The organism is Massilia timonae CCUG 45783 (genome assembly GCF_000315425.1).
Taxonomy (GTDB): Bacteria; Pseudomonadota; Gammaproteobacteria; order Burkholderiales; family Burkholderiaceae_D; genus Telluria; species Telluria timonae.
This window is the reverse complement of record NZ_JH992925.1, coordinates 543,755-565,247: the sequence shown is the minus strand read 5'-3', so window position 1 is coordinate 565,247 and position 21,493 is coordinate 543,755. Positions and strand designations below refer to the sequence as shown.

Sequence of the window (21,493 nt, the reverse complement as noted above, 5' to 3'; positions counted from 1 at the left end):
CTCATGTCAATTTTGGCGTGGCGACCTGCACGTCGCCGCACTGCGCCCGGTTCATCAGCGCGTGGTCGATCAGCACCAGCGCCAGCATCGCTTCCGCGATCGGCGTCGCGCGGATGCCCACGCAGGGGTCGTGGCGGCCGAAGGTCTCGACCGTCGCCGGATTGCCGGCCTTGTCGATCGAGCGGCGCGGCACCCGGATCGAGGACGTCGGCTTGATCGCCAGCGACGCCGTGATGTCCTGGCCGGTCGAGATCCCGCCCAGCACGCCGCCCGCGTGGTTGCCGACGAAGCCCTCGAGGGTCAGCTCGTCGCCATGCTCCGAGCCGCGCTGCGCCACCGAGGCGAAGCCGGCGCCGATTTCCACGCCCTTGACCGCGTTAATCCCCATCATCGCATACGCGATGTCGGCATCGAGCTTGTCGTAGATCGGCTGGCCCAGGCCCACCGGCACCCTGGTGGCCACCACGTCGATGCGCGCGCCGATCGAGTCGCCGTCGCGGCGCAGCTGGTCCATCGCATCCTCCATCCGCTGCAGCAGGGCGGCGTCGCCGGTGGCGGCGAAGAAGGGATTGGCGTGCACGTGTTCCCACCCCTCGAACGGCACGGCGATGTCGCCGAGTGCGCGCATGTATCCCATGACTTCGGTGCCATACTTCTCGCGCAGCCACTTCTTGGCGACGGCACCGGCGCCGACCACCGGCGCGGTCAGGCGCGCCGACGAACGGCCGCCGCCGCGCGGGTCGCGCACGCCGTATTTATGCCAGTAGGTGTAGTCGGCATGGCCGGGGCGGAAGCTTTCGGCGATATTGCCGTAGTCCTTGCTGCGCTGGTCTTCATTGCGGATCAGGAGCGCGATCGGCGTGCCGGTGGTGACGCCCTGGTAGACCCCGGACAGGATCTCGACCCGGTCCGCCTCCTGGCGCTGGGTGACGTGGCGCGAGGTGCCGGGCTTGCGGCGGTCGAGCTCCGGTTGGATGTCGGCCTCGCTCAGGGTCATGCCGGGCGGGCAGCCGTCGATGACGCAGCCGATCGCGGGACCATGCGATTCGCCGAAGGTGGTGACGGAAAACAGCTTGCCAAATGTATTGCCGGACATGGTAATGATGAGTTCGGATTGATCGAATTACCATTTTAACAGGCCGTCTGGCAAGCAGAAACGAACATCGAACGATCGACTGTCGCAAATATGTTTCCTCATGGATATATTTTTCGCTAACAGCCCCGGAACGGGCTCTTTCCTTTTTACAATTGCATATATACTGAAGTTATCCATGCCGAGCCAACCTGGAGACGTAGCACATGCCCGCATCGATTACGCCATCAGGACCACTGAAGGATGACAGCGTTACCGACGACCTCGTCTTTGCCGACGAAGCCGCCGCCGCCGCATCCCCGAGTCCAGCATGGCGGATCCTGGTGGTCGACGACGATGCCGACGTGCACTCGACCACCACCTTTGCTCTCGGCAACGTCGAGATGCAGGGCCGCCCGCTGGTCTTCCTGCACGCTTATTCCGCCAGCGAAGCCTTCGACCTGCTGGCGCGTGAACACGATATCGCCGTCATCCTGCTGGACGTGGTGATGGAAAGGGCCGACGCCGGCCTGCTGCTGGTGCGCCGCATCCGCGACGAGCTGGGCCTGCACGACGTGCGCATCATCCTGCGCACCGGCCAGCCCGGCTATGCGCCCGAGATGGAAGCCATCCGCGGCTACGACATCAACGATTACCGCACCAAGTCCGAGCTGACCCGCACCAAGCTGTATACGACGGTGGCGGCCGCGATCCGCTCTTACCAGCAGATCCGCGCGCTCGAGGCCAACCGCATCGGCATGGAACACATCGTCTCCGCCTGCGCCGAGCTGATGACCCTGCACGGCGTGCGCGACGTGGCGGCCGGCATCCTGGCCCAGGCCGGGCGCTTGGTCGGCCAGCCGCCCGAGGGCGTGCTGTGCACGCGCGACAGCGGCCATGGCCGCCCCGAGACCCTGCGCGCGGTGGCCGCCGCTGGCGCCTGCCGCAACCTCGACGGCCGCGAATTGACCGGCCATTTCGCGGTCGCCGCCGAGCGCACCCTGCTCCAGCGCCAGTGCGGCGCCGAGGACGGCCTGCTGAATATGTACTTCCCGGGCAAGGCCGGACGCGATTTCGCGGCCTGCATCCCGCTCGAGCGGCCGATGGACGAGGTCGAGCGGCGCCTGCTGAAGGTGTTCTGCGGCATGGTGGCGGTATGCCTCGACAACTGCGAGCTGGTCACCAGCCTGAACAAGTCGGCGTTCCACGATCCGCTTACCGGCCTGCCGAACCGCACCCGCATGGTCGAGCTGCTCGAGGCCATCCTGGCCGGCCCGGGCCGCGCGGGCGCGGTGCTGGCCCTGGTCGACCTCGACCATTTTGCCGAAACCAACGACGCCCTCGGCCACCATTTCGGCGACCTGCTGCTGGTGGCGGTCGGCCAGCGCCTGACATCGCGTCTGGCCCCTGGCCTGGAGATCGGCCGCATCGGCGGCGACATCTTCTGCGTGCTGGGCGACGCCGACGCGGTGCAGCCGGTCCAGATCCAGGCCCTGTTCCGCGAATCGTTCCGCATCGACGGCCAGGACGTGCTGGTGTCCGCCACCCTTGGCCTGGTGCGCCTGCCGGAACACGACGGCAGCGGCGCCAACGCCCTGAAGGACGCCGACATCGCGCTCAAGCGCGCCAAGTCGCAGCAGCGCGCCGGCCACTTCTATTTTTCGCGCAGCATGGGCGTCGAGATCCGCGAGCGCGTGCGCATGATGCACGCGCTGCGCAGCGGCTTCCAGCGCGGCCAGCTGTTCCTGCACTACCAACCCCAAGTCGACCTCGCCACCAACCGCCCGTTCGGCGCCGAGGCGCTGCTGCGCTGGCGCCTGGATGACGGCCGCCTGGTGCCGCCCGACCGCTTCATCCCGATCGCGGAATATTCGGGCCTGATCGTCGAGATCGGCGAATGGGTGCTGCGCCAGGCCTGCGCCGAACTGATGCGCCTGCGCGCGGCGGGTCACCGCGAGTTCACGATGTCGGTGAACGTCTCGCAGGTGCAGTTCCGGCATCCGCACTTCGTCGACATGCTGCAGCGCGCGCTGGCCGACACCGGCGCGCCGCCCGACTACATCGAGCTGGAGATCACGGAATCGATGGCGATGGAAGAGCCGGCGCTGCTGGTCGAGAAGCTGGCCCAGGTCAAGCGCACCGGCGTGTCGATCGCGATCGACGATTTCGGCACCGGCTTCTCGTCGCTCTCGCATCTGCAGCGCCTGCAGGTGGACCGGCTCAAGATCGACCGCACCTTCGTCACCGAGATCACCGGATCGGCGCGCGGCAGCAGCATCGCGCAGATGGTGGTGCAGCTGGGCCGCAACCTGGGATTGTCGGTGATCGCCGAAGGAGTCGAGGACGAGCGCCAGGCGCAGATCCTGCGCCAGCTCGGCTGCCCGCTGGCGCAGGGCTTCCTGTATGCGCGGCCGCTGTCGCCGGAAGGGTTGCTGGAGTGGCTGGCGGGGAATCCGATGACGCGCGCGGCGTGAACGATGCCGCGATCGGCATCGTCATCGATACATCAAACCAGCGTCATTCCCGCGGAGGTTCAATCCGGCGCGTTCTGCTCCGCCGGCCAATCGCGGATATACGCCTTGAGCATGCGGTTCTCGAAGCTTTGCGCTTCGAGCACGGCGCGCGCGACGTCGTAGAACGAGATCACGCCCAGCAGGGTGCGGGCGTCCATCACCGGCAGGTAGCGCGCATGCTTTTCGAGCATGATGCGGCGCACCTCGTTGACTTCGGTGTCCGGGGTCACGGTGATCGGGCTGTCGTCCATGTGGCGGCGCACGGTGCCGGCGCCGACCGAGCCGCCGTTCGCGTGCAGCGCCTTGAGCACTTCGCGGAAGGTCAGCATCCCGACCAGGTCGCCGTACTCCATCACCACCAGCGAACCGATATCGTTCTCGGACATCGTGGTCACCGCGTCGACCAGCGGCTGGTCAGGCGTCACGGTGTACAGGATATTGCCCTTCACTTGCAGGATTTCCGAAACTTTCATGTTCGCCACCCCCGCTTCGTCAATATTGCTGATACTGGATAAATTTGTATAAGGCATAACACCGACTGTAGCCTATGCCCGCCAAAAAATCCAGCGTTGCGCTGCATCATGGTGCGCGCTCAGTGACAAGATGGTGCAGCGCAGATTGCGCAAAGACCCATAACTGCTAGGATGCGCCATCCCTTTGATACGAGTCCAGCATGAGCGCTCCCCGACCTCCCGGTTTCGACACCCTGTCCCTGCACGCGGGCAGCGCACCCGATCCCGCCACCGGCGCGCGCGCCACGCCGATCCATTTCACGTCCTCGTTCGCCTTCCGCGACTCCGAGCATGGCGCGGCGCTGTTCAATATGGAACAGAGCGGCCATGTGTATTCGCGCATCTCGAATCCGACCAATGCGGTGCTCGAAGAGCGCATCGCGGCGCTCGAAGGCGGCGTGGCCGGCATCGCCACCGCCAGCGGCCAGGCGGCCATGCACCTGGGATTGAGCACGCTGGTGGGCGCCGGCGACCATATCGTGGCCTCGCGCGCGCTGTACGGCGGTTCGCACAACCTGCTGGCCCATACCCTGCGCAGGTTCGGCGTCGAGACCACCTTCGTCGACCCGCGCGACCTCGATGCCTGGCGCGCCGCGATCAGGCCAACGACGAAATTACTATTCGGCGAAACGCTCGGCAATCCGGGCCTGGACGTGCTCGACATCCCGGCGATCGCGGGGCTCGGGCACGCGCACGACCTGCCGCTGATGGTCGATGCGACCTTCACCACGCCGTACCTGCAGCGCCCCTTCGAGCTGGGCGCCGACCTGCTGTTCCACTCGGCCACCAAGTTCCTGTGCGGCCACGGCACCGCGATCGGCGGCCTGCTGGTCGATGGCGGCACCTTCGACTGGCAGGCCGCGCATGACCGGAGCGGCCGCTTCGCCACCCTGTGCGAGCCATATGAGGGCTTTCATGGCATGGTGTTCAGCGAAGAGTCGACCGTCGGCGCCTTCGCCCTGCGCGCGCGGCGCGAAGGCTTGCGCGACTTCGGCGCCGCAATGAGCCCGCACAACGCCTTCGCCATCCTGCAGGGCGTCGAGACGCTCGGCCTGCGCATGGAGCGCCACGTCGCCAATACCCGGCGCGTGGTCGAGTTCCTCGCCACGCAGCCGATGGTGGCGTCGGTGTCCTATCCGGAACTCGACAGCCACCCGGACCATGCGCTGGCGCAGCGTATCCTGCCGAAAGGCTGCGGCGCGGTCTTCACCTTCGAGCTGAAAGGCGACCGCGCCGCCGGCCGCCGTTTCGCCGACGGTTTGCAGGTGTTCTCGCATCTGGCGAACGTGGGCGACGCCAGGTCGCTGGTCATCCATCCGGCATCGACCACCCATTTCCGGGTGCCGGCCGGGCACCTGGCGGCCAGCGGGGTCACGGAAGGCACATTGCGCCTGTCGATCGGGCTGGAAGACCCGGACGACCTGATCGACGACTTGAAGCGTGGCTTGAAACTGGCCGCGAAGGGGGCCTGAGATGCTGCTCGACGTTCATGGCCATCAGGCCTACTGCTACACCGGCGGCAAGGCATTCGACCCAAGCCAGCCGGCCGTCGTGCTGCTTCACGGCGCGCAGAACGACCATTCCGTCTGGGCCCTGCAGAGCCGCGCCCTCGCCCATCGCGGCTACGCGGTGCTGGCGCCGGATCTGCCGGGGCACGGCCGCAGCAGCGGCCCGCCCTTGCAGCGCGTCGAAGCGATGGCGGACTGGATCCTGGCTTTGCTTGCCGTGGCCGGCGTAAAGCGCGCCGTCCTGGCCGGGCACAGCATGGGCGCGCTCATCGCGCTGGATGCGACCCACCGCGCGCCAGAGCGCGTGAGCGGCTTGGCCCTGCTGGGCGCCGCCTACCCGATGCGGGTATCGGACGCGCTGCTGGAAGCCGCGCGCACCGAACAGGACGCGGCCATCGACATGGTCGCCGCCTGGTCGCATGCCTCCTGGCTGCCCGGCCCCTCGACCGCCGGTCCGGGCATCTCCGTGATCAACACCGCGCGGCGCCTGATGCAGCGCATGGCGGCGCGCGGCGCGCCGCAGCTGTTCCATACGGATTTCGCCGCCTGCAATGCGTATGCGAATGGCGAGACTGCCGCCGCCTCGGTTGCCTGTCCGACGCTGTTCGTGCAGGGCATGAAGGACATGATGACGCCGCCGCGCTCGACGAAGCTGCTGACCGGTGCGCTCCGGCACGGCAAGATCGTCACCGTCGACGCCGGCCACGCGATGATGAGCGAAGCGCCGGATGCGGTGCTCGACGCCTTGCTCGGCTTTGTTGCAATGAGCCGATAACAAGGGAAAATTTATTTCCGGAGGATGTTCTTTTCCTGTTTTTAGGGGCAATATAAGGCGATTCTTTCCTATTCGGAAAATGACGATGAAATGGATTCGCCGCCTGTCGATCGTCTTGCTCGCCGGGGCCACTGCGTTCGGCATCGTCCTGGTCGGGACCGCCTTGCGCGCCGAGCGCCCCGTTGGATTCGATCTGGTCCGCGTGAACGACACCGATGGCCAGGCATTCGCGGTCGCCATCTGGTATCCGACCGAAGCGCGCGCCTGGCCGACCACCTGGCTCGGCCTCAGGCTGATGGCAGTGGCGCGCGATGCGCCGGTATCAGGACGGAACTTGCCGCTGGTGGTGATTTCACACGGAAATGCCGGCGGTCCGGGCAGCCACGCAGACCTGGCGCTCGCGCTGTCCGATGCCGGCTACGTCGTCGCGGCGCCCATGCACCCCGGCGACAATCACATCGACCAGAGCGCTGCCGGCACCGTGCCCTGGATCAGCGGACGCACCAGGCAGGTCGGCATCGCCATCGACCATCTGCTCACGAGGTGGAGAGGCAGCGCAGCCATCGACCCGGGCCGGATCGGGGCGTATGGGTTCTCCGCGGGCGGCGCCACGTTGCTGGCCTCCGCCGGCGCCCGGCCGGACCTGCGCCAGATTGCACACCATTGCGCCGAGACGCCCGAGTTCGTTTGCCAGCTGTTCCGGGACGGGCACTCTCCGCTGCTGGACCCCGAGGCAGCGCAACTGGGCAACAACTATTCCCATGATCCACGAATCAAGGCCCTGGTCGTGGCGGCGCCCGGCCTGGGCTTCCTGATGGGACCGGATGCCTTGCGGGACGTCCGCGTGCCCGTCCAGCTGTGGAGTGGCGAGCAGGATCGGCTCGTCAGCTATGCCAGCAACAGCAAGCCGCTGCGCGATGCGCTGGGCGAGCGCGCACAATTCCACTCGGTTCCCGGGGCCGGACATTTTTCATTCCTGGTGCCGTGCGGCGTCCTGGGACCACCGGCGCTGTGCGACGATGGCGAGGGATTCGACCGGCCAGCCTTCCATGCGCGCATGAACGCCAGCGTCATCGAATTCTTCGACCAGCATCTGAAAGCCACCCCGGCTTCGCTTTGACCAGAACGCCAACCCAGCTGCCCACTCAGTCGAAAGGCTGAGGCCGCTTGGTCGCGTCGCTCGACGGCGGCAGGATCGGCAGCACGACCCGGGGCTGCTCGCCGGTCAGCGTCTTCAGGAAGGCGACCACGTCGGCGATCTCGGCCTCGCTGAACTTCCTGCCCAGTTGCAGGCGGCCCATCGTGTCCACGGCCTGGCCCAGAGTATCGGCCGCGCCGTCATGGAAATACGGATAGGTCAGCTCGACGTTGCGCGAGGTCGGCACCTTGAAATAGAAGCGGTCGATGTCCTGCTTGGTGACGGCAAAGCGGCCTTCGGCCGTGCTGGTCGTCTTGCAGGCTTCGATCAGCCCCATCTTCTGGAACGAGGCGCCGCCGACGTTCGGACCGTTGTGGCAGGCGATGCAGCCGCTGCTCTTGAACAACCCGTAGCGCCGCAACTCCTGCGCATCGATCGCCGTCTGGTCGCCCTGCAGCCACTTGTCGAAGCGCGCATTGGGCGTGACCAGCGTTTCCTCGAAGGCGGTGATGGCGGACGTGACCTCGTCGATGGTGAGCTTGTCGTGGCCGAATATCGCGTGAACGCCATCTCGCCGGGGTTGGCATCCGCATGGTGTTCATCATCACTCCTGGCTGGAAAGACACGCCCGGTATTGATTTCCGGACAGTGTCTTCAGCCTAAGCGTGAGTGTCGCCGGAGGCAATATCGCCGGCCCGGCCAACGCGTCAAAACATAGCGTGAGTCAAGAAAGCGCCGTCACGACGGCAAGCTCAGCTGGTAGCGCGCGCCTCAATGTCCGCCAGCACGGCATCTTCGGGATCGCCGAAGTGCGCCGCCAGCGTCTGCTCCAGCCCCGCCTCGACCGCCTCCTCGACCTGGCGCGCGAGGTTGCCGACGTCGAGCGCCAGCGGCGTGTCCGGCCCGCCCTCTTCGCGCTGCGCGCCTTCCGCCGCCGCGCAGTCGAACACGAACAGCCGGTAGACGTCGGCCAGGCGCAGGCTCGCCGGATCGGCCAGCAGCACCCAGTTCTCCTGGCTGCCGCCGCGGTTGAAACGCCAGCCGGCCCGCGCCGGGGCGTCGTCCTGCACCCGGCCGACCCAGCCCTCGGCCACCATCCGGTCCAGCAGGCGGCCCAGCTCGTCGTAGCCGATCCGGGTGTGATCGCGGATCGTGCTGCTCGCCACCAGCGCATTGCCGCTCAGCTTCGCGCTGCCGTACAACACCTTGAGCACCGACATCGCGTCGACGAAGGCGCCACCCGGCGCCGGCTGGTACCACCAGCGTTCATGCTTGACCACCGGCAGCGCCGCCGTCAATACCGCGCCGACCAGCGTGATCATCCAGGTGACGTAAATCCAGACCAGGAACAATGGCAGCGCCGCCAGCGCGCCATAGATGATGGCGTAGGTCGGGAACTGGCGGATGAACAGGCCGAAGCCGCGCTTGGCGACCTCGAAGGCCATCGCCGCCGCCAGCGCGCCCCAGAACGCGTCGCGCCAGGCCACCTTGCGGTTGGGCACCACGACGTACAGCAAGGTGTAGCCGGCGGTGGTGACCGCCACCGAGGCCAGGGTGAAGAACAGGGTGCCGAGCAGGGAGGCGCCCTGCTCCAGGCCGCCGGTCACGTCCACCAGCTGCGAGGTGAAACTGATCGACAGGCCGAACAGCAGCGGCCCCAGCGTCAGCAGGGCCCAGTAGACCAGCAGGCGCTGGGGCAGCGGGCGCGGCTGGCGCACGCTCCAGATCTGGTTGAACACGCGCTCGATCAGGCTCATCGTGGCGGCCGTGGTGAACAGCAGCGCCACCGCCCCGAGGGCCGACAGCCCCTTGGCCTTGTCGGCGAACTGCGTCAGGTTGCCGCTGATCGTGCTGGCGATGGCCTTGGGCATCAGGTTCTGCACGAACCAGGCGTCGATCATCTCGCGCACCTGGCCGAAGGCCGGGAACATGGTAAAGATCGCCAGCACGATGGTGAGCAACGGCACCAGGGCCAGGGTCGTGGTGAAGGTCAGGCTGCCCGCCACCTGCGGCAGGCGCTCCTCGCGCAGACGACGCACGGCGAAGCGCACCAGGTCGCGCGCCTCGGGCCAGGTCAGGCCGCGCTCGGCGCCGCCACCCGCGAACTCGCCACTGGCACGCGACACGCCACTCACCGCCCCGGTCACCGTCTTGTTCGCCATGGTGTTGGATTTACCGTATTCGTCATCGTCGCCAGCATGTCATTTCAACAAACCGCACTATAATACCAAGGATGAACACGACCCCACTGAGCATCCTCGTCCTCTACTATTCGCGCCATGGCGCCACGCGCAAGCTGGCCGAACTGATCGCCCAGGGCATCGACAGCGTGCCGGGGGCCGAGGCCCGGCTGCGCACCGTGCCGCCGGTGTCGTCGGTGGCCGAAGCGACCGCGCCCGGGATTCCCGACCAGGGCTCGCCCTACGTCGAACTGGACGACCTGCGCGAATGCGCTGCCCTGGCGCTGGGCTCGCCTACGCGCTTCGGCAATATGGCCGCGAGCATGAAATACTTCCTCGACGGCACCGCGACCGAATGGGTCAACGGGTCGCTGTCCGGCAAGCCGGCCGTCGTCTTCGCTTCCACCGGCAGCCTGCACGGCGGCCAGGAAGCGACCCTGCTGTCGATGATGATCCCCTTGCTGCACCACGGGATGATGGTGATGGGCCTGCCCTATACCCATCCCGAACTGATGAACACCGCGAGCGGCGGCAGCCCCTACGGCGCGACCCACTGGGCCGGCGTCGATGGCAAGCGCCCCGTTACCGAAGAAGAGCGTACGCTGGCGATAGCGCTCGGTCGCCGCCTGGCAGAGGCGGCCCTGAAACTGCAGGGAAACCGCTGATGGGAACAGGGAAAAAAGTCTTTCACGTGGGAGCGATCGCCAGCCTGATCTGGCTGATCGGCTGGCTGGTCGCCTGGGAAGCCTACGTGGCGCCCCTGCAGCCTGGTAGCTGGCTGCTGGCCCTGAAGGCTTTGCCCCTGTTGTTGCCGCTGCGCGGCGTCATCAAGCGCGACCTGTACACCCTGCAATGGTCGTCGATGCTGATCCTGATCTATTTTGCCGAAGGCGTGGTGCGCGCCTGGGCCGACCAGAGCCCGGCCTCGCGCCACATGGCCATGGGCGAGATCGCCCTGGTCGTGGTGTATTACTTCTGCGCCCTGCTCTACCTGCGCCCCTACAAGAAAGAGGCGCAGCGCCTGGCCAAGGAATTGCTGGACAAGGTCAAAGTGCCGCATGGCTGAGCCGTGCCCCGATGCCCTGCTGGCGCGCTGCCGCGCGATCGCCGGCGACGCCCACGTGATCACCGACGAGGCCGCCATGGCGCCGTTCATGGCCGACTGGCGCGGCCGCTACAACGGACGCGGCCTGGCGGTGGTCCTGCCATCCGACACCGCGCAAGTGGCCGCCATCGTCGCCGCCTGCGCCGCAGCGCGCGTGCCGATCGTGCCGCAAGGCGGGCGCACCGGCCTGGTCATGGGCAGCGTCCCGGACTCCTCGGGCCGGGCCATCGTGCTGTCGCTGCGGCGCCTGAACCGCATCCGCGCCATCGATCCCCTGAACCGCACCATGACGGTGGAGGCCGGCTGCATCCTGGCCGATGTGCAGGCCGCGGCCAGCGAGGCCGGGATGCTGTATCCGCTGTCGCTGGCGGCCGAAGGCAGCTGCACGATCGGCGGCAACCTGTCGACCAATGCCGGCGGCACCGCCGTCCTACGCTACGGCAATACCCGCGAGCTGTGCCTGGGCCTCGAGGTCGTCAACGCCCAGGGCGAAGTCTGGGACGGCTTGCGCGGCCTGCGCAAGGACAATACCGGCTATGCGCTGCGCGAACTCTTCATCGGCGCCGAAGGCACGCTGGGCGTGATCACGGCGGCGGTGCTGAAACTGTATCCGGCGCCGCGCGCCGCCCTCACCGCGCTGGTCGCCCTCGACTCACCGCGCCAGGCCGTCGATCTGCTCGGCCTGCTGCAGGCGCGCTGCGGGGCGGCGCTGACCGGCTTCGAGCTGATGTCCGCGTTTTGCCTGGACCTGGTCGCGACGCAGTTTCCCGACCTGCCGCGGCCGTTCGCGGATCGGCATCCGCAATACGCCTTGGTCGAGCTCTCGAGCAATGAATCCGATGAACATGCCCACGGCCTGCTGGAATCGGGCATAGGCGAGGCGCTGGAAGCCGGCGCCGCGCGCGACGCCGTGGTGGCGACCTCGCACAAGCAGGCCCTGGACCTGTGGCGGCTGCGCGAACACATCCCGCTGGCGCAGGCGGCGGCCGGCAAGAACATCAAGCACGATATCTCGCTGGCGGTGTCGCGCATCCCCGACTTCATCGCGCGCGCCGACGCCGCGCTGCAGGCAGCTTTTCCCGGCTGCCAGCCGGTGACCTTCGGCCACCTGGGCGACGGCAACCTGCACTACAACGTGGCGCCGCCGGCCCGGCAGTCGCACGCGGCCTTCCTGGAAAACCAGGCGCTGGTCAACCGCATCGTGCACGACCTGGTCGTGGATTCCGGCGGCTCGATCTCGGCCGAACACGGCATCGGCATGCTCAAGCGCGAAGAACTGGCGCGCTACAAGTCGCCGGTCGAACTTGGCATGATGCGTGCCATCAAAGCCGCGCTCGACCCGCTCGGCATCATGAATCCTGGGAAGATACTATGACCAGGAGTCGCGCATGCACCGCTTGCTCTCGATCGCCACGGCCTGCATCCTGTGCCAGGCCCAGGCCGCTGGCGCCATCTACAAATGCCAGGAGAGTGGGCGCGTGACCTACGCCGACCGCCCCTGCCCCGGCGCCGGCGCGGAGTTGCCCGTGCGCGCCGCGCCGCCGCCCGATCCCGAAACGCTGGCGCGCCTGGATCGCGCGCGCGACCTGGCCATGGGTATCGACAAGCAACGCGCTGACCAGACCCTGCGCGAAGAACGCGACGGCGAACGCGCCCGGCGCGCAGCGCCGGCCCTGCGCAAGCGCTGCGACAAGCTGCGCCTGCAGCGCCAGTGGCTCGAGGAAGACCTGGCGCGCGCGCGCGGCGACGCCAAGGAGGCGGCGCGGATCAAGGCGCGGCGCCAGGCCGAAACGCTGGCGGTGGAATGCCCGGCCTGAGCCGGCTGTCGCGCTGGCTATTGCTCGGCGAATGGCGCGCGCATCCGGTGCGGGCGCTGGTCGCCATCGCGGCGATCGCCGCCGGGGTGGCGATGGGCTTCGCCATCCACCTGATCAACGCCGCCGCCTTCAACGAATTCTCGGCCGCCGTCAAGAGCCTGTCCGGCCAGGCCGACATACGGGTAGAGGGCCGCGAGCCGTTGTTCGACGAATCCGTCTACCCCTTCCTGGCCGAACATCCCGAAGTCGCGCTGGCCTCGCCCATCCTCGAGGTCCAGGCCGGCGTGCCGGGCGCCGACGCTCCGCTGCGCATCGTCGGCATCGACCCGTTTCGCGCCGGCGCCATCTCGCCCGACCTGCTCGGGGTGACGGACGAGGGCCGCCGGCTCGACATCCTGGCCGACGACGCCTTGTTCCTGTCGCCGGCGGCCGAGGCCTGGCTGAACAAGCGGCGCGGCGACACCCTGGTGCTGCGCGCCGGCACCGGCGAAGTCGCCCTGCGCGTGGCCGGCCCGGTGCAGCGCGCCCGCGCCGGCCAGCGCCTGGCGGTGATGGACATCGGCGCCGCCCAATGGCGCCTCAACCGGCTCGGCCAGCTGTCGCGGGTCGACCTCAAATTGCGCGACGGCGTCGACCGCGCCGCCTTCCAGCGCAATCTCGCCGCCCAGCTCGATCGCACCTGGCCGGGCCGCTTCACGGTCGGCCAGCCGAACGACGCCGACCAGGAAAGCCGCACCGCCAACATGAGCCGCGCCTACCGCGTCAACCTGACCGTGCTGGCGCTGGTGGCGCTGTTCACCGGCGCCTTCCTCGTGTTTTCGACGCAGGCGCTGTCGGTGATGCGCCGCCGCAGCCAGTTCGCGCTGCTGCGGGTGCTGGGCCTCGAACGCGGCCAGTTGCTGCGCCAGGTGCTGCTCGAAGGAGGCAGCCTGGGCGTGCTGGGCGCGCTGCTCGGCATCGGCGCCGGCTACGCTCTGGCGGCCGCCGCGCTGCATTTCTTTGGCGGCGACCTTGGCGCCGGCTACTTCCCCGGGATCCGCCCGCAGGTCGCGTTCACGCCCGGCGCCGCCCTGGTGTTTTTCGCGCTGGGCCTGGGCGTGGCCCTGCTTGGCTGCCTGGCGCCGGCCTGGGAGGCGGCGCGCGCGCGGCCGGCGGTGGCCATCAAGTCCGGCGCCGACGAGGCGCCGCTCACGCGCCTGGCGCGGGTCTGGCCCTCGCTCGTCTGCCTGGGATTGGCCGCGCTGTTCGCCTTCGCGCCGCCGGTGTTCGAGCTGCCGCTGTTCGGCTACCTGGCAATCGCCCTGCTGCTGGTCGGCGGCATCGGCCTGATGCCGCGCTTCGCGGCGCTGACCTTCCGCGCGCTCGAAGCCTCTCTCGGGCGGCGCCAGCGCAGTCCGGCGGTGCTGGCGCTGTCGCTGGCGCGCCTGGCCAACGCGCCGGGCCAGGCCTCGATCGCCCTGGGCGGCATCCTGGCCAGCTTCAGCCTGATGGTGGCGATGGGGATCATGGTGTCGAGCTTCCGGGTCTCGGTCGACGACTGGATGGCCCACATCCTGCCGGCCGACCTGTACGTGCGCACGATCGATGCCGGCGGCACCGGCTTCCTGAGCGGCGAGCAGCAGGCCGCGCTGGCCAGTCTGCCCGGCGTCGAGAGAGTCCAGTTCCTGCGCACCCGGCGCGTGTCACTGTCGCCCGAGCGGCCGCCAATCGTCGTCATCGCCCGCGACATCGACGCCAGCGACCCAGCCCGCCTGCTGTACCTGGTCGGTCAATCGGCGCCAATCCTGCCAGGCAGCCGCCCCGCCTGGGTGTCGGAGGCGATGCTCGACCTGTACGGCGCCCGCGTAGGGCAGCGCCTTCGCCTGCCCCTTGGCGGGGCGCAGGTGGAGTTCTTCGTCGCCGGCGCCTGGCGCGACTACGCCAACCAGGGCGGCTCGGTCGTGATCCAGCTGCAGGACTACCGCCGGCTGACGGGCGAGCGCGAGGTCACCGACGCCGCCCTGTGGAGCGCGCGCGGCGTGGACGCCGCGACGCTGGAAGGCAGCCTGCGCGCGCTGCCGTTCGGACCCTCGCTGAACCTGATGCGGCCCGGCGACATCCGCGCCACCAGCCTCAAGATCTTCGACCGCAGTTTCGCCGTCACTTACCTGCTCGAGGCGATCGCGATCGCCATCGGCCTGTCGGGCATCGCGGCGAGTTTTTCGGCCCAGACTTTGGCAAGGGCGCGAGAATTCGGTATGCTGCGCCACGTCGGCGTCACCCGGCGCCAGGTCTTGCAACTGCTCGCCTTCGAGGGCGGGTTGCTGACAGGCCTCGGCGTCGTCGCCGGTTTCGCGCTCGGGCTGGTGATCAGCCTGATCCTGGTGTACGTGATCAACCCGCAGTCCTTCCACTGGACCATGGGCTTGCACCTGCCCTGGCCCCTGCTCGGCAGCGTGGCCGCGGTGCTGGTCGCTGCATCGGTTGCTACCGCGCTCGTCTCGGGACGCCAGGCATTGTCCGGCGGCCCGGTGCGCGCGGTCAGAGAGGATTGGTAATGCGTTTTATTCTGTGCCTGTTGGTCTTGCTGTCGCTGTCTGCCCATGCCGCGGCGCCCGTGTATGCGCCGGTCACCCCGGGCGCCGGCCTGTCGTTCCCGCGCGACTACGGCGCCCATCCGGAGTTTCGCACCGAGTGGTGGTACGTCACCGGCTGGGTCGAGACGCCCGACAAGCGCCCGCTCGGCTTCCAGGTCACCTTCTTTCGCAGCCGCACCGGCGCCGACAACGCCAACCCGAGCCATTTCGCGCCGCGCCAGCTGGTGATCGGCCACGCGGCGCTGTCCGATCCCCAGGTCGGCCGCCTGGTGCACGACGAGCGCAGCGCGCGCGAGGGCTTCAGCATGGCCTGGGCGCGGCCCGGCAACACCGACCTCAAACTCGACGACTGGCGCATGGTCCGCGATGCGGGCGGCGTCTACCGGGTCACCGTCCGATCCAACCAGCTGACGCTCGAACTGCGCCTGCGCCCGACCCAGCCGGTGCTGGTGCAGGGCCAGGGCGGCTATTCGCGCAAGGGTCCCAGCGCCCGGCACGCGAGCTACTACTACAGCGAACCGCACCTGGAAGTGAGCGGCACGGTCGGCCGCGCCGGCATGGCGGCCACGCAGGTGAGCGGCAGCGCGTGGCTCGACCACGAATGGTCGAGCGAGGCGCTGCAGCCGGACGCCGTGGGCTGGGATTGGGTCGGCGCCAACCTCGACGACGGCGGCGCCCTGATGGCTTTCCAGATCCGCGACCGCCAAGGTGGTAAACTATGGGCGCACGCCACCCGGCGCGACAAGGCCGGCAAGGTGCTGCACTACGCGCCCGAGCAGATCACCTTCGCGCCGCAGACGCACTGGAAGTCGCCGCGCACCGGCGCCACGTATCCGATCGCGACCACGATCAGCACGGGCGGCCAGGCCTGGCAGGTGGTGCCGCTGCAGCAAGACCAGGAACTCGACTCGCGCCGCTCGACCGGCGCCGTGTACTGGGAAGGCGCGGTCACGATCCAGCAGAACGGCCGCCGGGTGGGCCGCGGCTACCTCGAGATGACCGGCTATGTGCAACCCATGAAGCTTTAATAACAATAACGATAACAAGAACGACCGACACGCCAAAACACGATGACCACCCGTAACACCAGCAAGACCGACCCAGAATCATCCCGCAAGAGCAGCCTGGCCACCCTCAGGGGCTTGAGCCCCTTCCTGCGTCCCTATCGCCGCCAGTTCCTGCTGGCCGGCATCGCGCTGCTGTTCGCCGCCGGCGCCACCCTGGCGATCCCGGCGGCCTTCAAGCAGATGATCGACCTGGGCTTCGGCGCAGCTTCAGCCAGCGCGGCCGCCGGCGCCGCGATCGAAGGCGGCAGCCTGGAACACATCAACGCCACCTTCCTGGCCCTGTTCGGCGTCGCCGCGGTGCTCGCGGTGGCCACCGCGGCGCGCTTCTACATGGTGTCGTGGCTGGGCGAGCGCGTCACCGCGGATATCAGGAGCAGCGTCTACGGCCACGTGGTGCGCCAGAGCCCCGAATTCTTCGAGACCACCCGCACCGGCGAAGTGCTGTCGCGCCTGACCACCGACACCACCCTGATCCAGACCGTGGTCGGCACCAGCATCTCGCTGGCGCTGCGCAACACGCTGCTGTTCTTCGGCGGCCTGGTGATGCTGTTCGTGACCAGCCCGCGCCTGACCTCCATCATCCTGGGCCTGCTGGTGCTGGTGGTGCTGCCGATCGTGCTGTTCGGGCGCCGCGTGCGCAAGCTGTCGCGCGATTCGCAGGACCGCATCGCCGACGCCTCGGCGGTGGCCGGCGAGATCCTGAACGCGATGCCGACCGTGCAGGCATTTACCCGCGAGGGCCATGAATCGGGCCGCTTCTCGAGGGAAGTCGAAGGCGCCTTCAGCACCGCGATGCGCCGCATCCGCGCCCGCGCCACGCTCACCATGCTGGCCATCGTGCTGGTGTTCGGCGCCATCGTGTTCGTGCTGTGGCTCGGCGCCCACGCCGTGCTCGAAGGCACCATGACCGGCGGCGACCTGGGCCAGTTCATCCTGTACGCCGGCATCGTGGCCGGTTCGGTCGGCGCCCTGTCGGAAGTGATGGGCGACGCCCAGCGCGCCGCCGGCGCCACCGAACGCCTGCTCGAACTGCTCGGCGCGCAATCCGAGATCCAGGATCCGCTGCAACCCAAAAACCTGCCCGCGCGCACCGAGAACGGCGCCCGCGTGACGCTCGACGACGTGACCTTCGCCTATCCGTCGCGCCTGGACGAAGCCGCACTGTCGCATCTCGCGCTCGAGATCCGCCCCGGCGAGACGGTGGCCGTGGTCGGCCCTTCCGGCGCCGGCAAGACCACCCTGTTCCAGCTGCTGCTGCGCTTCTACGATCCGCAGGCCGGCAGCATCCGCCTCGACGGCGTGGACGTGCGTGACCTGGCGCTGCAGACGCTGCGCGGCGCGGTCGGCATCGTGCCGCAAGATACCGTGATCTTCTCGCTCGACGCCATGGAAAACATCCGCTACGGCCGTCCGGACGCGAGCGACGACGAGGTGATCGCGGCGGCCAGGATGGCCGCGGCCCACGATTTCATCGAGCGCCTGCCGCAAGGCTACGCGTCGTTCCTGGGCGAGCGCGGGGTGCGCCTGTCGGGCGGCCAGCGCCAGCGCATCGCGATCGCGCGCGCCCTGCTCAAGAACCCGCCGCTGCTGCTGCTGGACGAAGCCACCAGCGCGCTCGACGCCGAATCCGAACGCCTGGTCCAGCGCGCGCTCGAAGCGGCGATGGTCGGCCGCACCACCATCATCATCGCCCACCGCCTGGCCACCGTGCAGCGGGCCGACCGCATCATCGTGCTGGACGAAGGCCGGATCGTCGAATCCGGCACCCACGCCGAGCTGATCGCCCTGCGTGGCGTGTATGCCAACCTGGCTGCGCTGCAGTTCCAGACCCATGCGCCGGTGGCGGCATGACGAGGCGCTCCGGGCAATCCGTAGTATCACGTAGCAATCCATCAAGCTGTTGTTACAGAGCGACCAGGTAGCATTCCAAAACTCACTAAATATTGCGGCAGGAAAAGTTTGCGAGGTATGATCGCGGCTTATATCCCTCTATTTTTCCTCGCTATAAATGAGCAACCGCAAATTTAGTCCAGCCAGCTGGAATGTTGACACGCGCATCAGCGCCGTCACCTTTTTGCTGGCCGGCGCCATCATTGCCGCCCTGATCGCGACCATCACCGTCCTGACCTCCGGCATGCTGGAACGGCGCGCCATCGACAGCGTGAGGAACGAGCTGCACGGCGTCTCCAGCACCGTCGAGCTGTTCAACAAGACCGTCAGCAGCCAGGCGGTCAGCTTCGGCCGCATCTTCCGCGCCGGCCTGCCGGGCGACTTCGCGCTCGACGAAGCGACCACCGTCGACATCGGCGGCCGCCAGGTGCCGACCCTGAGCGTGGCCGGCCAAGCGCTCAACCTCGACTTCAGCGCCCCGGACGCCTTCACCGAACGCACCGGCGGCAACGCCACCATCTTCGCCGCGTCCGGCGAAGACTTCGTGCGCGTGTCGACGTCGGTCAAGAAGGAAAACGGCGAGCGCGCGGTCGGCACCGCCCTCGACAAGGCCTCGCCGGCCTACCCGGCGCTGCGCGCCGGCCGCAACTACGTGGGCCTGACCACGCTGTTCGGCAAGCAGTTCATCACCCAGTACGAGCCGGTGCGCGACGCCTCCGGCAAGGTGGTCGGCGCGCTCTACGTCGGCGTCGACATCACCGCCGACGTGGCCGCCCTGAAGGAGCGCATCCGCGCCGTCAAGGTCGGCGAGACCGGCTACTTCTTCGTGCTGTCGTCGGCGCCGAAGACCTATGGCGACCTGATCGTCCACCCGAGCAAGGAAGGCGAGAACATCCTCGACAGCCAGTCGGCCGACGGCCATGCCTTCATCAAGGAAATGCTGGAGAAGAAGGAGGGCACGATCAGCTACGACTGGCAGAATCCGGGCGAGCTCCAGGCACGCGAAAAATTCGCGGCCTATTCCGAGATGAAGGACTGGAACTGGGTCATCGCCGGCGGCACCTACCGCGACGAGATCACCGCCGCCGCGACCGAGCTGCGCAACCGCTTCATCCTGTTCGGCCTGGCGGCGCTCGCCGTGCTGGCCAGCGTGCTGTACTTCCTGGTGCGCGCCACCGTCACCCGCCCGCTGGCCGAAGTGCAGGCGGTCGCCGCCCGCATCGCCGACGGCGACCTGACCGCCCAGGTCAAGGCGCGCCGCGACGACGAGATCGGCCGCCTCACCGGCGCCATCAACGAGATCGGCGCGCGCCTCTCGAGCGTGGTCGGCCAGGTGCGCGACGGCGCCGAGCACATCGCCACCGCCTCGCAGGAAATCTCGACCGGCAACCTCGACCTGTGCAGCCGCACCGAGGAACAGGCGGCCAGCCTGGCCACCACCGCCTCGTCGATGGACCAGCTGACCACGACCGTGCGCCAGAACGCCGACAATGCGCGCCAGGCCGACCAGTTGGCCCGCAGCGCGTCCGAAGTCGCCCAGAAAGGCGGCAGCACGGTGTCGCAGGTGGTGGCGCGCATGGACTCGATTTCCCAGGCCTCGCGCAAGATCTCGGACATCACCAGCGTCATCGACGGCATCGCGTTCCAGACCAATATCCTGGCGCTGAACGCGGCCGTGGAGGCGGCGCGCGCCGGCGAACAGGGCCGCGGCTTCGCGGTCGTGGCGAGCGAGGTGCGCAACCTGGCCCAGCGCTCGGCCGCCGCCGCCAAGGAGATCAAGGTCCTGATCGAAGCGTCCAACAGCGAAGTCGATGCCGGCAGCCAACTGGTCGCCCAGGCCGGCGTCACGATGCAGGAGGTGCTGGACAGCGTGCAGCGCGTGACCGACATCATGTCCGAGATCAGCAGCGCCAGCCAGGAACAGACGCAGGGCATCGAAGAGATCAACCGCTCGGTGGTCGAGATGGACACCGTGACCCAGCAGAACGCGGCCCTGGTCGAAGAGGCCAGCGCCGCCGCCCAGGCCATGCACGAGCAGGCCGACGCGCTGGCGCGTTCGGTGCGCCGTTTCCGCCTGGCCGACGAACGCGAGGTCGCCGCGCTGGCGGCCCCTGCCCGCCGCGCGCTGATCGCGAACTGAGTTTCTCAGAGCTCGCCATGCGGCTCTTTGAACCGCGCCGGCGGCGGTGTACAGTAACGGGCTCGCCTTCCAGGAGCCCGTTTTGTCCGACACCGACCTGCAGCGCCGCTGCCACACCATCTTCCCCGGCCATCGCCAGCGGCGTCCGGCCGAACTGTTCGCCGCCATGGCCGCCTGGTGCGAGGAGCACGACGTCGACCACGACGTCTATGGCAACGGCGCCCTGATCCAGGACTTCGAACGCAAGGTCGCCGCCCTGCTGGGCTTCGAGGCGGCCGTGTTCTGCATCAGCGGCACCATGGCCCAGGTCACGGCGCTGCGGCTCGGGGCGTCGGACCGGGGCAGCCGCCTGGTGGCCCTGCATCCGACCTCGCACATCTTCGTTCACGAACGTTCCAACTACCAGATGCTGGACCATTTCCAGGCGCTGTCCGTGGGCGACCGTCACCGCCCCTGGGTCGAGGCCGACCTGGCGGCGGTGCCGGACCGCCTCGGCGCCGTCGGCCTCGAAATCCCGATGCGCGAGATCGGCGGCCAGCTATCAAGCTGGGACGAGCTGGAAGCGATCAAGCGCCACTGCCGCAGCCGCGGCATCCACCTGCACATGGATGGCGCGCGCCTGTGGGAGGCGCAAGCCGGTCATGGCCGCGGCGTGGCCGAGATCGCGGCCGGCTTCGATTCGGTGTACGTGTCGCTGTACAAGGGCATCGGCGGGCTGGGCGGCGCCATGCTGCTCGGCAGCCGCGCCTTCGTGGATCGCTGCGCCGAGTGGTTCCGGCGCCAGGGCGGCAACGTCATCCACCGCTCGCCCTACATCGTGGCGGCGGCGATGCAGTTCGACGAGCGGCTGGCGGCGATGCCGGCGTATTTCGAGCGCACCCGCTTTCTTTACCAGGCCTTGCGCGCGCATCCCGAACTGCGCGTCAATCCCGCCGCGCCTCAATCCAATATGCTGCATGTCCACCTGCCGGTCGACCGCGAGCGCGCGCTGGCGGTGCGCGATGCGCTGGCGCGCGAGCACGGCATCTGGATGTTCAACCGCGCCGTGCATGGCGCGCTGCCGGCGTCGAGCGTCGTCGAGATCTACGTCGGCGACAACCTGCTGTCGATGTCCGACGAAACGGTGCGCGAAGCGCTGCGGCGGTTTGCCGCGGCACTGGTGGCGAATGCTAAAATGACAGATTCTCCGAAACCGTAACG

The 21,493-nt window shown here is 68.3% G+C and carries 16 protein-coding genes and 1 pseudogene; 13 read left to right on the top strand and 4 right to left on the bottom strand.

Features of this window, described 5'->3' with window-relative positions; genetic code table 11:
* Position 1: 1 nt before the first annotated feature.
* Positions 2–1,096 (bottom strand): chorismate synthase, encoded by a 1,095-nt coding sequence (gene aroC, locus HMPREF9710_RS22770; protein WP_005670328.1) that lies wholly within the window; start codon positions 1,094–1,096, stop codon positions 2–4.
* Positions 1,097–1,299: 203 nt separating this feature from the next.
* Here aroC and HMPREF9710_RS22765 point away from each other — a divergent pair, with 203 nt between their 5' ends.
* Positions 1,300–3,546: a GGDEF/EAL domain-containing response regulator gene (locus tag HMPREF9710_RS22765; RefSeq protein WP_005670325.1), complete on the top strand. Its 2,247-nt coding sequence runs from the start codon at positions 1,300–1,302 to the stop codon at positions 3,544–3,546.
* 59 nt (positions 3,547–3,605) lie between these two features.
* Here HMPREF9710_RS22765 and HMPREF9710_RS22760 read toward each other — a convergent pair whose 3' ends face one another.
* Entirely contained in the window at positions 3,606–4,058 is a 453-nt protein-coding gene (locus HMPREF9710_RS22760; RefSeq protein ID WP_005670324.1) for a CBS domain-containing protein, read from the bottom strand.
* Between the two features lie 200 nt (positions 4,059–4,258).
* On the opposite strand from HMPREF9710_RS22760, the gene HMPREF9710_RS22755 reads away from it, so the two are divergent.
* The 3 genes from HMPREF9710_RS22755 to HMPREF9710_RS22745 all read left to right on the top strand — a co-directional run bounded on the left by HMPREF9710_RS22755 (position 4,259) and on the right by HMPREF9710_RS22745 (position 7,500).
* Positions 4,259–5,569 (top strand): O-acetylhomoserine aminocarboxypropyltransferase, encoded by a 1,311-nt coding sequence (locus HMPREF9710_RS22755; protein WP_005670322.1) that lies wholly within the window; start codon positions 4,259–4,261, stop codon positions 5,567–5,569.
* 1 nt (position 5,570) lies between these two features.
* Complete coding sequence (locus HMPREF9710_RS22750; protein ID WP_005670320.1) at positions 5,571–6,380, top strand: alpha/beta fold hydrolase; 810 nt, start codon at positions 5,571–5,573, stop codon at positions 6,378–6,380.
* An 85-nt stretch (positions 6,381–6,465) separates the two neighbouring features.
* A complete protein-coding gene (locus HMPREF9710_RS22745) occupies positions 6,466–7,500 on the top strand; it encodes an alpha/beta hydrolase family protein (RefSeq protein ID WP_005670319.1) in 1,035 nt (344 codons plus the stop codon).
* 25 nt (positions 7,501–7,525) lie between these two features.
* On the opposite strand, the pseudogene HMPREF9710_RS22740 reads toward HMPREF9710_RS22745, so the two are convergent.
* Positions 7,526–8,074 (bottom strand): annotated as a pseudogene (locus HMPREF9710_RS22740) (cytochrome-c peroxidase); the annotation flags it as partial.
* Between the two features lie 196 nt (positions 8,075–8,270).
* Positions 8,271–9,680: a YihY family inner membrane protein gene (locus tag HMPREF9710_RS22735; RefSeq protein ID WP_005670315.1), complete on the bottom strand. Its 1,410-nt coding sequence runs from the start codon at positions 9,678–9,680 to the stop codon at positions 8,271–8,273.
* Between the two features lie 71 nt (positions 9,681–9,751).
* Between HMPREF9710_RS22735 and wrbA the strand changes: the two genes are divergently transcribed.
* The 9 genes from wrbA (at position 9,752) to HMPREF9710_RS22690 (ending at position 21,491) form a co-directional block, all read left to right on the top strand.
* Positions 9,752–10,363: an NAD(P)H:quinone oxidoreductase gene (gene wrbA, locus HMPREF9710_RS22730; protein ID WP_005670314.1), complete on the top strand. Its 612-nt coding sequence runs from the start codon at positions 9,752–9,754 to the stop codon at positions 10,361–10,363.
* Entirely contained in the window at positions 10,363–10,764 is a 402-nt protein-coding gene (locus tag HMPREF9710_RS22725; protein ID WP_005670312.1) for a DUF2069 domain-containing protein, read from the top strand. The genes wrbA and HMPREF9710_RS22725 overlap by 1 nt, the downstream gene beginning before the upstream one ends.
* Positions 10,757–12,178: an FAD-binding oxidoreductase gene (locus HMPREF9710_RS22720; protein WP_005670310.1), complete on the top strand. Its 1,422-nt coding sequence runs from the start codon at positions 10,757–10,759 to the stop codon at positions 12,176–12,178. Before HMPREF9710_RS22725 ends, HMPREF9710_RS22720 begins: the two co-directional genes overlap by 8 nt.
* A 13-nt stretch (positions 12,179–12,191) precedes the next feature.
* The gene (locus tag HMPREF9710_RS22715; protein WP_005670307.1) at positions 12,192–12,620 is read left to right on the top strand and encodes a DUF4124 domain-containing protein; all 429 of its coding nucleotides are present in this window, start codon (positions 12,192–12,194) and stop codon (positions 12,618–12,620) included.
* A complete protein-coding gene (locus HMPREF9710_RS22710; protein WP_005670305.1) occupies positions 12,608–15,157 on the top strand; it encodes an FtsX-like permease family protein in 2,550 nt (849 codons plus the stop codon). The genes HMPREF9710_RS22715 and HMPREF9710_RS22710 overlap by 13 nt, the downstream gene beginning before the upstream one ends.
* Positions 15,157–16,224: a lipocalin-like domain-containing protein gene (locus HMPREF9710_RS22705; protein ID WP_005670303.1), complete on the top strand. Its 1,068-nt coding sequence runs from the start codon at positions 15,157–15,159 to the stop codon at positions 16,222–16,224. Before HMPREF9710_RS22710 ends, HMPREF9710_RS22705 begins: the two co-directional genes overlap by 1 nt.
* Before the next feature lie 42 nt (positions 16,225–16,266).
* On the top strand, positions 16,267–18,114 hold the full coding sequence (locus HMPREF9710_RS22700) for an ABC transporter transmembrane domain-containing protein (protein ID WP_005670301.1): 1,848 nt from the start codon (positions 16,267–16,269) through the stop codon (positions 18,112–18,114).
* Positions 18,115–18,271: 157 nt separating this feature from the next.
* Entirely contained in the window at positions 18,272–20,293 is a 2,022-nt protein-coding gene (locus tag HMPREF9710_RS22695; RefSeq protein WP_005670299.1) for a methyl-accepting chemotaxis protein, read from the top strand.
* Positions 20,294–20,375: 82 nt separating this feature from the next.
* Entirely contained in the window at positions 20,376–21,491 is a 1,116-nt protein-coding gene (locus tag HMPREF9710_RS22690; protein ID WP_005670296.1) for a threonine aldolase family protein, read from the top strand.
* Positions 21,492–21,493: the final 2 nt, after the last annotated feature.